The following is a 16,008-nucleotide window of genomic DNA, read 5'->3' on the forward strand; positions in this document are numbered from 1 at the left end:
GCGGCACGTACGCCGCGCCGGCTTTGAGCGTAGCCAAAAGGCCGACGATCATGTCGACCGAGCGCTCGATCGCAATGCCGACCCGGCTTTCCGGTTTCGCACCCAGCGCCATCAACCGGTACGCCAGTTGATTGGCGCGCCGGTTCAGTTGCGCATAACTCAATTCGATGTCTTCAAAAATCAGCGCCACGGCATCCGGTTGCTCGGTCACACGCCGATCAATCAAACGATGGATTAGCTCGGCCTCGGCATATCGCGGTTCATGGCTTCCCCACGTTCTGAGTTGGTTCCATTCCGCTTCAGTCAGAAAATTAACGTCGCCGAGGCAGTGATCAGGATGCTCCATCAATTGGTTCAATAGATGGACATACTGTCTGCTCAGCCGTTCCATGGTTTGCCGTTCAAACAATTCGTCAGCAAAAGTGAACCGCGCCTCTATCGATCCACCCGGTTTTTCTATCGTGTCCAGCATCAGTTCAAATTGAGCGCCGTGCTCGCCCAGCTCGTATTCTTCAACGGTCAGGCCAGGTAATTGTTGCAGGGCACGATAATCTTCTCGCATGTGATTGAACATCGTCTGAAACAGCGGATTCTGGTGCAGGCTTCGTTCGGGCTGCAGCGCTTCCACCAATTGGTCGAACGGTAAATCCTGATACGTTTGCGCGTTCAAAGCCGCGTCACGGGTAAGTTCCAGAATACCCTGCAATGGCATCCGGTCATCCATCACGTTGCGCAACACCTGGGTGTTTACGAACAACCCGACCACCTTTTCAATCTCCATGCGATGGCGGTTGGCGATGGGTACGCCGACACGGATATCCTGCTGTCCGGTACATCGATGCAACAGCATTTGGAAGCCGCACAACAACACCACAAACATCGTCATCCCGTGGCTTTTGGCATGTTGCTGCAGCCGATGAGCCATCGTCGCCGGCAACGTCACACTGTGCCGCGCCGCACGATAATTACGCGTTGCTAAGCGAGGATGATCGGTCGGCATTTGCAATACCGGATGCTGCTCACCCAACTGTTTGCGCCAGTAGCTCAATTGACGATCTTTTTCCCCCGCCTCCAACCAGTCGCGCTGCCATAGCGCGTAATCAGCATATTGAATCGGCAAGGCGGACAGTGCTAAGGTTCGCCCCTCGGCATGGGCCCGGTAATGCGCGGCAAACTCATCGACGATGATGCGATTCGACCATGCATCGGAAATGATGTGATGCATGACCACGACCAAATGATGTTCTTCCGCAGCCAACCGGATCAGCGCAACACGCAGCAGCGGGCCACGCGTGAGATCAAATTCCGTCGCGTTGATTCGCATCGCTTCATCGCGCGCTTGCTGAATACGCTGCTCAGGGGGAAAATTGCTGACATCGATTTCTAGCAGATTCAACGTTGCAGTTGCATCAATGATCTGCACTGGAACACCTGTCGCATCGATTGAAATTGCCGTGCGTAACGATTCATGGCGCATCATTACCGCGTCAAAGCTGGCGTGTAAGGCTTCGATATTCAGCTTACCGGTCAATCGCAGCACACTGCTCAGGTGATAGGCGGTATCGTCAGGATCCAGTTGCCAGAGAAACCACTGCCGTTGCTGCGCATAGGAAAGACGGAGAGGAACATCTTCTGGTCGATGCTTGATGTTCCCCTCCGTGGCTTGCTGCAAGGAATCGTTGTTTGCCCGCAGGCGTTGCGCCAATCGTCGACGTTGCTCAGGTGTCAGTCGCGCGCGCCGTTGCGCGAGATCATCATTTTCTGCCATACATTTTCCTGGTTATTTCAGTAAAACACCCTCGTGATTACGTTATGCGTGCCCGCTCTTCACGACGGGCATTCAATTTCATCGAGCAGCTTTGTCTCGACCAACACCGCCAGAGCTGCGATCGTCGGAGATCGAAAAAAATCGGCGGGATGCAGTTCTACCGAAAAACCTGCTCTCACTCTGGATAACATTTGCACGCCCAGCAACGAATCCCCCCCCAATTCGAACAGATTGTCGTTCACACCGATCGCGTCAATTCCCAACAGGCTTTGCCAGATCTCGGCGATACTGCTTTCTATGTCATTGTCAGGAGATTTGAACGGAATCGGCAGTGGTGGTCGTGGGAATCTTCCTGATTCCGCAGGGGCAGTTAAAGACAGCGGTTGTGCCAGCAATTCTTCCGTGGATTGATGCAATCTCGCACCCAACTCAAGGGTAGAAATGATGACTTGCGGCACATTCGGACCATTGACAATCCGCTCGAAAATCGCTGCGCCGTCTGCGGGAGCAATTCCGATGCCTTCCGGCATCTCCATATCTGCCGCCATACCGACGTCTCGCCAGCTATCCCAGTTCACTGAAATCACTGGATAAGCCGAAGTCCGGTACGCGGCATGCGCTACCGCATCCAGATAGGCATTGGCGGCGCAATAGTCGACTTTATTCATGCCGCCCGCAATGGTCGCAAGCGACGAGCACAACATCATGAAATCGAGCGAATCGTTTTCAAACGCCGCACGCAGAGCTTGCATGCCTTGAACTTTCGGCGCCATGACGCGTGCTATCGTCTGTTCTGTTTTGGTTGACATCAAGCCGTTGCTGACTTCGCCCGCGCAATGAATGACCCCATGGATCGCGCCAAACTTGCGGCGTGCCGCGGCAACGACCGCGCTCAGCTCGTCCGGATTGGCAAGATCGGCCTGCAGTGGCAATACCTCCGCTCCCAGCGTTTCCAGTTGCAGGAGTTGTTCTATTCGGCTGCGTACGGCGGCGTGCTTATCTGTAGTTGATACAATCGTCTCCCAGAGCTCGCGCGGCGGAATAGCAGATCGTCCGAGCAGTACCAATTTTGCGTGCAGGTTACGCGCCAGATAAGAAGCCAGTGTCAGGCCGATGCCGCCGAAACCGCCGGTAATCAGATAAACGCCCTCTGGCCTGAGGCGATTCTGGATCACAGTCACTGGCTGGTATGAAGGATAACTCGGCACCCAGCGGTAAGGGCCGCGGTAGGCTATCGTAGTGTCGTTTGAATTTTGCTGTATTTCGTTGATGATTTGCCGGATCAGGCGCGTGTGCACAATACCAGTCAACTGCGGCAATTCAACATCGACGATACGGCAGTGAAGATTGGCATATTCCTGCGGAATGACTTTAGCGGGGCCATACAGCAACGCTTTTTCCGGGCAAAGCGCCTCAACACCAGTGACATCCGCTAACTGATCGGTCACTATGGTAATACCGGTGGTGCTTCCAGGAGCAATCACACGCTGATGATTTTCCAGCGATTTGATGAAATTCAGCAGGCTGTAAAAATTCCTGCTCAGGCTTTCCTGCGACGATCCAGCCTGGTGGCCACTCAAGCTCCATAAATGAATAACTTGCGCAATGACCTTCTGTTCAACCTGCAGGCATTGCAGCAACTGATCGAAATCGCCCGGCAGATCCCGATCAACGGTGTAGCTGCGTGCACCGATCTGCTGAAACCCGGTTGCGTTGGAAACCATCACCGCTTCGATGCCCAATTGTTCCAGGTGCCCGACCAGCGCGGTGCAGAATTCTTGTTCGTCGCCCAGAATGAGATAACAGCCGGTGGACAAATTGGCCAATTCGGCATCAATGGCATTGATGGCCATATCGGCGCGTTGCCACACCGGCACATATAACCAGTCATTGAGCGTACGCGATGCCTGTAGACTGCCGTGCAATGTTGGCCCATTGCCCGCAGCGATAGATCCCGACTCCCCCGTCTCGGACTTGATCCAGTAAGATTGCCGTTCGAACGGATAAGTCGGTAATGAAATGCGATGCCGACGCTCATGCGCATAGAAACCCTGCCAATCGATTTCCACGCCGTTTAGCCATAACTTACCTACGGTAGCATAAAAATGCTGCTGTGCCAGATGGGTTTTGTTGGGATGCGGTAATGAGGCCAGCAAGAGATGTTCCGGCCCGGCCGACGGATGACGTTGCGCCAGCATGGTCAATGTCTCGCCCGGCCCGACTTCCAGCAATACCTGCGCTTGCTGGCTCAACACTTTGTCCAGACCATCGCTGAACCGCACCGTGCCGCGCAAATGCTGTCCCCAATAATCAGGATCGGTGGCTTGCTGCGGCGTAATCCAATCGCCTGTGACATTCGAGATGAAAGGAATTTTAGGCGGATGCAGTTTGACCTTGGCGACCATGTCGACAAACGCGGGCAATATCGAATCGACAGTCCGCGAATGGAAAGCGCGCGACACATGCAAGCGGCGGCAGACTACGCCATGATCGGTCAGATCTTTCTCAACCCGGTCGATGACCGCAGGTTGCGCAGATACTACGCATAATGCCGAACCATTCACCGCGGCCAGATCGCAGTCTCCGGTCAAGTATGGGGCTAGTTCGGACTCGGACAACATCACCGTCAGCATGACGCCGGACTCCGTTTGCTGCACCAGACGTCCGCGTAGGGTCACCAATTGCAGGGCATCCTGCAACGACAATACCCCTGCCAGGCACGCCGCCACATATTCTCCAATGCTGTGACCGATCATCGAAGAAGGCTGAATGCCCCAGGTCATCCACAATTTGGCGAGCGCATATTCGATGATGAACAACGCCGGTTGCGTGATTTCTGTTTGTTCCAACCGCAGGGATGCCGAGCTGCGCCCATCGTCATCGGCTGGATAGAGCAAGGCGAGCAGGTCAGAATCCAGTTGAGGTTGCAGCAATGCCAGGCAACGATCCATTTCCGCGCGAAAAACCGGTTCATTGTGATAGAGGTCGCGCGCCATGTCGACATGCTGCGCACCCTGACCCGGAAACAGGAAGGTGACCGAGTGCCGCTCCGAGGCTAAGGCCTGCGACCAACCATGATGGCTTTCAGGCTGCTTTAATATCTGCAGAGCCTCTTCGCGATTTCGGCACAACACCGCTGCCCGATGGTTGAAATGCTTACGACCGACCTGGAGCGTATACGCAATATCTGCCAGAGACTGCTCAGTATGATCCACCATATGATTATGCAGACGCTGCGTTGCTTTCTGCAATGCTTCCGGGCTTCGCGCCGATATCATCAGCACTTGCCAATCGCGCGATGGATCGGAAGGATTCAGCCGCGGCGCTTCTTCGACGATCATATGAACATTGGTACCGCCGATGCCGAATGAACTGACGCCAGCCCGGCGAGGCGTAGCATTGCGCGGCCAATCCTTGCTGATTGTATTGACGTAAAAAGGACTCGACGAAAAATCAATCTGCGGGTTGGGCTGGTCGAAATTCAGGCTGGGCGGCAAAATCCGGTGCTTCAGCGCCAATACCGTTTTAATCAGTCCCGCCACACCTGCTGCTGCATCGAGGTGACCAACATTGGTTTTGACCGAACCGATGCCGCAATAGCCTCGCCGATGAGTGGATGCTCTGAAGGCCTGCGTCAGTGCCGCCACTTCAATCGGGTCGCCCAATGTGGTGCCGGTGCCATGCGCCTCGATATAGCTGATGCTGTCCGCAGATACCCCTGCGATCGCCTGCGCCGCCAGGATCACTTCCGCTTGCCCTTCCACGCTGGGCGCGGTGTAACCTGCCTTGGCCGAGCCATCATTATTGATGGCAGAACCTTTGATCACCGCATGAATGGTATCGCCATCCGCAATCGCATCAGCCAGCCGCTTTAACACGACAATGCCGACACCGCTGCCGATCACCGTTCCCGCTGCTTTGGCGTCGAATGCACGGCAGCGCCCATCGGGTGACAAGATGGCGCCCGGCTGATAGTGATAACCGCCGTTATGTAACAAATTAACCCACGCTCCGCCAGCCAGCGCGATGTCGGTTTCATGATTCAATAGTCCCCGGCATGCGACATGTGTTGCTGCCAAGGATGTCGAACAAGCGGTTTGCACGGTAATTCCAGGGCCGCGCAAATTGAGCTTATAGGCCACGGTGGTCGTCATCGAATCCTTGTTATTACCGTTCATCAGTCCCTGCAATGCCGAAATGTCCTGCTTATCAGCCAGGCGGCCATTTCCCATCAGATTCATCATCAAATAGGTGTTTACGCCACAGCCAGCATACACGCCGATCGGCAATGAACAACGCGCGGCATCGTACCCGGCATCTTCCAGAGCCTGCCATGCCACTTCAAGAAACAAACGATGCTGCGGATCGGTTTCCGCCGCTTCCCGCGGCGTATATCCGAAGAACTGGGCGTCGAAAGCATCGACATTGTCCAGATGAGCGCCCGCTTTGATGTAATGGGGATGAGACAAGGTTTCTGAAGAAACACCGCGTTGGCGCAACTCCTCGTCGGTATAAAACGCAATCGATTCGACACTGCCTTGGATATTGCGCCAGAATGAATCGATATCATCCGCGCCGGGAAAGCGGCAGGCCATGCCGATGATCGCAATATCAATATCCGCCCCATCCGGCAGTTCTTCGACAGTATTCATGAATGTATTCTCTCCGTTCTTGGTCTTCTTGATAGGAATGTACTTCGTTGCCGCTGCGCTCTTTGCTGATGCTGCGGCAACGAAGTCGAATGAACTTCACCCTGGCTCAGGAATTTTGCCAAGCTTGCCACGGTGGTATATCTGAACAGATCCACGATTCTGACTTGGACATTCAGGCTGGTCTCCAAACCCTGCTTGATTTTGATCAGCAACAATGAATGTCCGCCCAGATCAAAGAAATTGTGGTGCAGTCCAACCTGAGGAATGTGCAAAACCTCCCCCCATAGGTCTGCAATGACGGTTTCGATCGCGCTTACCGGCGGCTCATAATCAGAATTTTCCGATTGTGTAGGTTGAGGCAGAGCATTTCGATCAATCTTGCCATTCGGAGTGAGCGGTAATTTGTCCAGAAAAACAAATATTCCGGGCAGCATGTAATCGGGCAGCACATCCGCTAACGCCATTTTCAAAGCCGCGGCATCTCGCTGCGCAGCCTCACGAGCGATCACATAAGCTACCAATCGCAAACCCTGTGGCCCTTCCTGGGCGATCACGACTGCTTCGCGCACACTGTCCTGGGTCAGTAATTGCGCTTCAATTTCTCCCAACTCGACGCGGAAACCGCGCAATTTGATTTGTTGATCGGCTCGTCCCAGATATTCGAGCTGCCCGTCGCTACGCCAGCGCACCAAATCTCCGGTGCGATACAACCGGCCACCCGTTTGCATGAACGGATCGGCAATGAACCGTTCACCCGTCAAACCGGGTCGATCGAGATAACCACGAGCCAAACCGGATCCTCCAATGTAGAGTTCACCGACCGCGCCCGGTGTCACCGGATTGAGTTCGGTATCAAGAACGTAGGCTGCGCGATTGCCAACGGGTCGACCAATCGGTGCATATTCACCCAACTGCGACACGTCGGTATCCGTCATTGCCACCGCAGCCACCCAGGCCGTCGGCGTGATCACCGTTTCGGTCGGTCCGTAGGCGTTTACTAAACGAGCGTGAGGAAAAATTGCCCGTACCGCTGCTACGTCAGCCGCATGCCATGCTTCTCCGCCGGAAATGCAAGTGCGCACTCCATAATGCCGGCTATCGAGAAAAGGCAATAACATGCGCAAATATGCCGGTGGCAGATGGATAGTCGTAATCTGATGGCGAGCCATCAATTCGGCAAAAATCTCACCGTCGAGATGATCAATGGAAGAAAGCACTAACGTCGCGCCTTCGGTCAATGGGGTGATCCATTGTTCGACAGCAGCATCGAAGTTCATCGAGAAAAATAGCAGTTCACGGTCGCCGCGGCGCACATCATATCTGCGTCCAATCGCAGAGAGATGCATGCCAAGCGGCCCATGCGCCACGATCACGCCTTTGGGTCGGCCTGTCGATCCCGAAGTATAGATGACATAGGCAAGATGATCGGGATGCAGCGCTACAACTGGATTGGCATTTGAACCTGCTTGCCAGTCGATGGTATCGAGATCGAGCACATGCAATCGTTCCTTCACCGGCATCTGTGTCATCAGATGCGATTGAGTCAATAGCAGGCGAATATCGCTGTCGTTGAGCATGTACTCCAGTCGATCATACGGATAGCCGGGATCCAGGGGCACATAACCGGCGCCGGTCTTGAGAATGGCGAGCAATCCGACGATCAGTTCGATCGAGTCACGCGCTACGGCGATACCGACACGCATTTCCGGTCTCGCGCCCAGACTGATTAAACGGTGCGCCAAGCGGTTGGCCCTAGTGTTGAGCTCGCCGTAACTTAGTTCAGCACCACCGGAAATCACCGCAAGTGCTTGTGGATTCTCTTGCGCCTGCTGTTCGATGCGGTGATGCGCCGGTAAAAAAGGGATTTGCTCATCTGTTCCGTTTCCCCAGGCGGCAAGCATGCGTTTCTCTTCGTCATCAAGTAGTTCGATGTTGCCTATCGGCGTATTGGGATCCTCCGTCAGCGCTTGCAGAATTTGCATATAATGACTCGCCAGCCGCTTTATCGAAATCAGGCTGAACAGGTCAGTGGCGTAAATAAAATGACCACTGATAGTTCCATCGGGCAATTCAACCGTTTCCAACCTGAACTCCAATTGTCCTTCTTGCTCGGGAAGCGGGTACTCCGCAATCTGCAATCCGGACAAGCGCTGTAATTGTCGATAGTCCTGCTGCAGATGATTGAGGGTCACTTGGAATAATGGGTTATGTCGAAGATCGCGCTGTGGATGCAATGCTTCCACCAATTGCTCAAACGGAAGATCCTGATGAATCTGGGAATTTACAACGTCTTCACGCACTTGAAGCAGTAATTCATTCAGTGTCATGCGTCCGTGCAATCGGCTTCGCAACACTATCGTATTCACAAAGAACCCGATCAACCCCGCTGTTTCGATGCGATTGCGATTCGCTATCGGAACGCCGACGCAGATATCCTGCTGTCCGGTTTGACGGAATAATAACGCCTGGAACGCTGCGAATAATGTCATGAATAGCGTTGCATGCCGATCTACGGCTACTTGACGCAGCTTTTTCATCATTGTTACCGGAAAATCAACACGATGACGCGTCACCCAGTAATGGGTAACGGGTTTGCGAGTACCGTCGACGGGTAGTTTCAGCACCGTTTGCGCACCGTCCAGATAGTTTTTCCAATACGACAACTGCCGGTCTTTTTCATGATCATCCAACCACTGCCGATGCCACAGCGCATAATCGCCATACTGCACCGGTAACGGTGATAGATCGGGTAATTTCCCCTGTGTGCGGGTTTGATAACATATCGCCAATTCATCAAGCAGAATTTGTATCGAAACGCCATCCGCAACGATGTGATGCATCACCAACACAAGGATGTTTTCCTGAGGCGCCGCCCGAATCAACGCGATCCTGAGCAGTGGGTCTCGTGTCAAATCGAAAGGCTGCGTAATAAAATGCTCTGTTTCCTCACTGATGCGCTGCTCTTGCTGAGTGATAGTGAGATCCTGCATATCGATTTTACTGATCGTCACAGAAACTGCCGGCAAAATCACCTGCTCGACCAAATCGGCGTTGGTCGTGCGGAAAATGGTGCGCAACGATTCATGTCGATCGATCAAATCCTGCCAACTTGCATCCAGCGCTTGCTTATCCAATGCCCCTGTCAATCTGATCGCATGCTGCACATGATAGGCGGTACTGGCAGGATCCAATTGCCACAAGAACCAAAGGCGCTGCTGACCAAATGACAATGGCAAGGTGTTGATATGATTAGGTCTGGGCACTAGCGGAGGAATAGCAGCCAAGATCGATTGCTTGCCATGCTCAGCAAACTGTCGCTTGATTTCCGCCGCGCATTCGTGCAGTCGGGAAAATTGAAATAGACTACGCGTAGTAAAAGGAATGCCCCATTGCTGGGAAATACGTGCCGCTACCTGAACGGCCTTGAGTGAATTGCCTCCGAGCGCAAAGAAATGATCGTTCCGGCTCAATCCGGAGCGGTTCAGCACCGCACCCCAGATTGCCGCCACGGCTTGCTCGGTTTTGTCCGTCAGAACCTGAGGCAATTGATTGCCGCCCCCCAAAACGAAATGGCCGGATTCATGGATAGCATACGCATCCAGGCTGCGATCAAGCCAACCCTGGCGGCATGCCGACCGTTGCAATTTGCCGCTCGATGTTTTCGGCAGCGCGCCAGGATTGAGTAACACCACCACGACCAGCGGTTCTTGGCAGGCCATGCTGACGACCTCGTTTAGCAGATTGACCAAGGTCTCGGCGACCACCAGCTTTTGCATGTTACGCGACACTTCTACCGCGACACCAATGCCTTCGCTTTGCTCCAGATCCACCGAAAACACGGCCACTCGACCTTTACGCACGGCATCCACTTCGTTTTCAATGAGTAATTCGATATCCTGCGGATAAAGATTTTGCCCACGAATAATGATGAGATCCTTTAATCTCCCCATCAGATACAACTGCCGCGCATGAATAAAGCCAAGATCGCCCGTGCGTAGCCAACGTAAGCCATCCTGGCATAAAAAAGTGTCCTCAGAATCCCTCGAACGCTGCCAATAGCCTTGCGCTAAACTATCTCCCGCAGTCCAAATTTCACCGACATGACCATCCGGTAATGGCCGTAAATCGCCTGGATCGATAATCTTGATGGAATGATTCGAAGCCGGAAAACCGCACGCAACCACCGACACGCCGTTTGACGCCACTTCCGCTTTGCCTTGTGCTAGAGATTGCGGAGAAAATTCATGCGATTTCATACCTTCCCCGCGCATGCCGCCGGTCACAAACAGCGTGGCTTCCGCCAAGCCATAGCAAGGATATATTGTGCCTGCGGAAAAACCGGCAGATGCAAAGCGGCTGGTGAATGCCTGCAGGGTATCGCGCCGGATGGGTTCTGCCCCACAAAATGCGACACGCCACGATGACAAATCAAGTTCCCGAAGTTGCGAATCCCGAACCCGCTCGACGCATAATTGGAAAGCAAAATTCGGTGCACCGCTGACAGTAGCGCGGTAACGAGAAATGATTTCCAACCAGCGTACCGGACGTTCGATAAAAAACTTCGGCGTCGTCAGAATGACCGGCACACCGCGGTGCAGCGGCTGCAATAACCCCCCGATCAACCCCATATCGTGATATAGCGGCAACCAGCTAACGAAGATATCGTCGGCGCAGATTGACATGCCTTCTTCAAATGCCCGCGCATTTACCATCAAATTATGATGACTGACCATGACACCTTTCGGTATTGCCGTAGAACCCGAGGTATATTGTAAAAATGCGATATCCTCAGAACAAGGTTCAAAAGTTCGCCACTCTTCCGAACGGCTGATTTCGACAGTATCTACAGTCAACACGGGAAGATCGGTGAATTGCCTCGTGTGTGGATCACTCAACAAAGCTAACGCATTACTGGTGGTAATGATGTACTGTGCGCGGGCATCCTCCGCGATTGCCCGCAATCTTGCCATATGCTGTTCTCTGATTGATTCCGGCGGGAATACCGGTACTGCGATGAGACCGCTGTAGAGGCATGCCAGAAAACCGATCACATAATACTCATCATTTTCCATCAGCAATAACACGCGCTCGCCAGGCGTCATACGACCCTGCAGTTCAGCGGCGAAAGCTTTGGCGCGTTGATCAAGTTGGCGGTAATCGAAACGTTGTTCCCGCGAAACACCATTCACTTCGGATACCGTGATCAAAGCGGTATCCTCGGGCCTAACCCGGGCCAACTCTTGCAAGTGCGTTACGAGATTCACCGGAAAAGCACGATTCGGAATCAATCTTGTATTCATAACATTTATACTTGATACGCTTTATTCATTGAAAATGAAGAATATTTTCTAATATGAAAATGCTCTGTTTCATCGCGAGGAATAGTTATTTAGTTGGCGAACCAAAACCAATGGATAGGGTTTGCCGAAACTGGCATGGAAATTCGCTCTGATAAGATTCTCATACGCTTTGCCCACACACCCCAACACCATCCGATGGAGTGCGCTCGGAAACCGCGAAAACCATGCTTTTGGGTGCTCTCGTGCATCATGAGGAGTAATTCGTAACAAGCTCATGGTGCTGTGATAATTGCGAATTTGCATCCCCACCTATTGATATTCGCGGACACCGCCTCAAGCCACTGCAGAGGAATCACTCATCTTTCCTACTTGACTCTCTTGCATTCGTTTCATAAGAACATGCACGAACGCAGCTTCAGATTCACGCAGAAAAAAATGTCCACCATCGAACAAATCAAGCGTGAAAATTTGACTGCCTTCCTGCTGCCATAGACTCAAGTTATCCGTGCCAATCGAATCAGACCTGCCGCCAAAGCAATGAATCGGAATCGAAAGAAGCTCTTCTTTAAGGTACTCAAAACTGCCGCACACGCGATAATCGATTCGCAGTAAATCCACTATCATGGCCAGCAATTCCGGATTGTCGAATACTTCTTCAGGGGTACCGCCTTGTTTTTTTAAATCTGCAACTAGCGCAGCTTCTGTGCGAATTCGGCGATAGCGCTCACCATCCTGCCGTACTGGCGCCTCACACCCGGAGACCAGCAACGCATCAGGCAATCGACTTGTCAATTGATACAGCTGACGGGTGATGCCATAAGCCAGCAATGCGCCCATGCTATGGCCGAAAAGCACATAATTTTCCTTCGCAGCCGATTGAATTTCTTGACTCAGGATCTCAACCAGCCGGCGATAATTTTCTTGTGGATTTTTACCCAACCGGCTGCCACGCCCAGGCAATTCGACGGGAATCAGTTCGACCCAGGAAGGCAGTAATCTTTTCCAGCGCAAGTACATCACCGCACTGGCCCCGGCGCACGGTAAACAATAAAGAGCTACATGAGACGGCATCCCCATACTCGCTTACGCCGTCTTGTCCATGAACTGCCGCAGACTGAGCGGACGCATGTCGGTCCAAACCTCTTCGATATAAGTCAAGCAGGCCTTTTTATCGCCCCTAAACCCCGTATCTTGCCAACCTCCTGGAATTGCTTTCCATTCGGGCCAGATCGAATATTGCTCTTCATGATTTACCAATACTCCAAATCTGCCATCTTCACGATCAAAACAACTCGTCATTACTTTTCTCTCATAAATTGAATTTAAGAATAAGAATGCTTCTTATTCTTAATAGACGATCAAATTTATGAAAATTTCAAAAAATATTTTTTTATAGTAATTTACCAACTCTAACTGGGAAGCATTTTCTTGCAATGACGAATTGCCGTATGAAGCAGATTGTTTACCAAAGCAACAGATATATTAAGTTCCTCAGCAATCATGAGTTGCGTATATCCATAAATCCGATACAATTCAAATACCTTTTGAGTCCTATCAGGTAATTGACTTAATGCTTTCGTAACTGCGTTCAAATCTTGAGAATGCATCAGGCAAATATCTGGAGCGCATACAACATCGGGGATCAACAATCCCTCGTCCTCGCTTGCAAATAAATCCATTTCGAACATCGAACGACGGTATTGATCAATCGCCATATTTCGAACCATTTGAATTAAATACGCAACGGGTTGTTTTATCCTAGATTGACTATGAAGGCTAGCCTGCATTCTCAGGTAAACATCGTGAATTACATCGTCGGCGCGGTCCCAGTCTCCTAAAATACTGTATGCAGCTCGCCGCAGTTTCATTCGATGCTCAATAAATACCGCATTCAATTGTAGAATCCATTCATCTTCTGATTTCATAATTTAAATCAGACAACAAGGGAAGGAAGCGGAAATTTAAGTAATACTAGATACTTAAAATTATTTCTTTCAACCATAGTGCTATCACCGAAAATAATGGAATAGCTGGCTGACAAACAATCTTAAATTTACGTTGGCTGGCTAGGAATTTAATTTTAGAAATTAATAATGGAAATGTAAATCATTACTATCAAGATTATATATTTTCCTTAGCCTCACTAAATTTCTTTAACTGGGAAGCAACGCTCTTAAGGTGCTCTGATGTAAGAATTTTTAGCGTTGTTTACAGTATTTAGGAGGATACTGTAGATAAACATACACAAACGTACTGAATTAACTTTATTGGATCGCCAGGAAATCTGGCGGCTTTATCAAAGCCGGTTGTGAAAAGTAGCGCATTCGGCTACTGCAAACGATCAAGGTAGCCCATTTCCGACTAGCTCACAGTCGACGAATGTTTTAGCGGCATACCCGCGTGAGACGCAGGAAATGGTATTTGATGCGCATATCAGGGCGTTTGCTTGCTTTGGTGGCGTACCTAAGCGGATGATTTACGATAATCTCAAGACTGTGGCTGATGCCATATTTACCGGCAAGGAACGTCGATTTAACCGGCGCTCACCCTGGCAAATCATTATATGCTTGAACCTGTAGCCTGCACACCGGAATCTGGCTAGGAGAAAGATCAGGTTGAGAATCAGGTGGCGGCATCAGGGAATGGCTATTTACACCCGCTCCTCGGTTCGATAGCTTCGCTGAACTCAATGCGTGGTTGGCTGTGCGTTGCGAAGAGCTGGGGGGGGGGCGTAGGCATCCAAAGCAAACCGGACGTACCATTGCTGATTGTTTTGACAAAGAAAAACCGTTACTCATTCCTGTTAAAGCTACATTTGATAGCTATGTAGAAAAGACCCTGCGGGTTTCCAGTACTTGTCTGATCAAGGTTGACCATAACCGTTACAGTGTGCCGACCGCAGCCGCTAATGATAGCTTGCGGAGGATGCGCTATGGTCATTGATTGTCAGGCGCAACTAAAAGCGCTTTCTTTGCATGGCATGGCTGTCGCCTGGCAAGAATGGTAGATCGAAGGAAATGCACGACAAAAGCCGGTTATGCCCGAAATCTGGCTGGATCGGCCGCCGAACAATCAAATCGCAAGGCACGCAGCCTACACTATCAATTGCATGCCGCCAAATTTCCACACCATCGTGATCTTATCCATTCTGACTGGGCGGAAAATCCTTTGGTCAAGAATTGCATAGAGCAACTGGCTACCGCTAGTTTCGTGGATCAGGCAAACAATCTTATTTTTATTGGCGGCACAGGAACGGGTAAAACCCATCTGGCAATCGCTTTGGCAGTTTCAGCCATTCACCTGGGAAGGCGTGTTCGGTTTTATAATGCCGTTAATCTGGTCAATCAACTGGAAAAAGAAAAATAACTAGGCAAATCCGGCTCACTTGCCAAACGGCTTATCCAGATCGATGCTGTTATCCTCGATGAACTAGGCTATCTACCATTCCTAGAATCTGGCGGTGCTTTGTTATTTCGTCTTATTAGCCATTTGTATGAGAAGACTTCACTGATTATTATTACTAACCTCAATTTCACTGAGTGGGTACAAGTCTTCGGTTATGAAGAAATGACCGCCGCCTTGCTTGATCGAATTACCCATCACTGTGATATCCTCGAAACTGGTAACGATTCTTACTGATTTAAACATCGCAAAAGAGCTCTCGAAATTTAAATTGTGCAACTTCTAAACTGGAAACTTTTGAATGTTGATAGGTGGTAAATTTTGGGTGTTAATTGACACATATTCTTTTCTTATATGACAGATTTAATAGACATTATTTTTTATTCGATCATTGCATTAGTTGCGGGATTCATAATTGCTCAAAAGTTTATGAAGAAGTAATCATCTCCTGGCCATACGTCTAACTTTTGTCGGATATGAACAATTCAATGGGAAATTTCTCTCGAAGTTGTTGAGGTTTATTTTTTTGACTTTACGAATATTCGGTTACCAATTCTAGAATGCCCTAATGCGCCAGATCGGAGGTTGAGAGGGAAGATACGCATTAGGGCAATCCAGCCATCCGGCTAAGCGAAAGGGGTACGCTCTGGCTGGCGCGGTTGATTCATCATAAATGGCAGGATGAATACTGAAAGAATTTTGCTCTTATCTTTGCTGTTTTTCTGTTCGCCGACGTACATATATCAAACATCTGCGCAACATTGATGAAGTGGAATTCGCCGCCCTAAGTTAAATTACCTCCGGCAGAGCTGGAGGCTTATCGCTGGAGCCCCTCAAAGGGGCTGTTTGCGAGCCGCTGAAGCGGCACCTACATACCCAGTTTCAA

General features: G+C 50.9%; 7 protein-coding genes and 1 pseudogene. 2 read left to right on the forward strand and 6 right to left on the reverse strand.

Annotated features, from left to right (window positions below):
- From ABF87_RS13915 to ABF87_RS13940, 6 genes are all read right to left on the reverse strand, one after another.
- A partial coding sequence (locus ABF87_RS13915; protein WP_160829724.1) for a condensation domain-containing protein occupies positions 1-1,768 on the reverse strand: 1,768 nt, incomplete at its 3' end.
- A 59-nt stretch (positions 1,769-1,827) separates the two neighbouring features.
- Entirely contained in the window at positions 1,828-6,420 is a 4,593-nt protein-coding gene (locus ABF87_RS13920) for a type I polyketide synthase (RefSeq protein ID WP_160829725.1), read from the reverse strand.
- The gene (locus tag ABF87_RS13925; RefSeq protein WP_160829726.1) at positions 6,417-11,720 is read right to left on the reverse strand and encodes a non-ribosomal peptide synthetase; all 5,304 of its coding nucleotides are present in this window, start codon (positions 11,718-11,720) and stop codon (positions 6,417-6,419) included. The genes ABF87_RS13920 and ABF87_RS13925 overlap by 4 nt, the downstream gene beginning before the upstream one ends.
- A gap of 333 nt (positions 11,721-12,053) precedes the next feature.
- Positions 12,054-12,791, reverse strand: a complete 738-nt coding sequence (locus tag ABF87_RS13930) for an alpha/beta fold hydrolase (RefSeq protein WP_160829727.1) — start codon at positions 12,789-12,791, stop codon at positions 12,054-12,056.
- 12 nt (positions 12,792-12,803) lie between these two features.
- Positions 12,804-13,019, reverse strand: a complete 216-nt coding sequence (locus ABF87_RS13935; protein ID WP_160829728.1) for an MbtH family protein — start codon at positions 13,017-13,019, stop codon at positions 12,804-12,806.
- Positions 13,020-13,129: 110 nt separating this feature from the next.
- Positions 13,130-13,645: a sigma-70 family RNA polymerase sigma factor gene (locus tag ABF87_RS13940; RefSeq protein ID WP_160829729.1), complete on the reverse strand. Its 516-nt coding sequence runs from the start codon at positions 13,643-13,645 to the stop codon at positions 13,130-13,132.
- 778 nt (positions 13,646-14,423) lie between these two features.
- Here ABF87_RS13940 and ABF87_RS14850 point away from each other — a divergent pair.
- Both ABF87_RS14850 and istB read left to right on the forward strand, forming a co-directional pair.
- Positions 14,424-14,663 carry a hypothetical protein gene (locus tag ABF87_RS14850; protein WP_205012709.1) on the forward strand — a complete coding sequence of 80 codons (240 nt, stop codon included), beginning with the start codon at positions 14,424-14,426 and terminating at the stop codon, positions 14,661-14,663.
- Positions 14,664-14,720: 57 nt separating this feature from the next.
- Positions 14,721-15,359, forward strand: a pseudogene (istB, locus tag ABF87_RS13950) (IS21-like element helper ATPase IstB).
- Positions 15,360-16,008 lie beyond the last annotated feature (649 nt).

It is taken from the genome of Nitrosomonas sp. JL21, assembly GCF_009833095.1.
Taxonomy (GTDB): Bacteria; Pseudomonadota; Gammaproteobacteria; order Burkholderiales; family Nitrosomonadaceae; genus Nitrosomonas.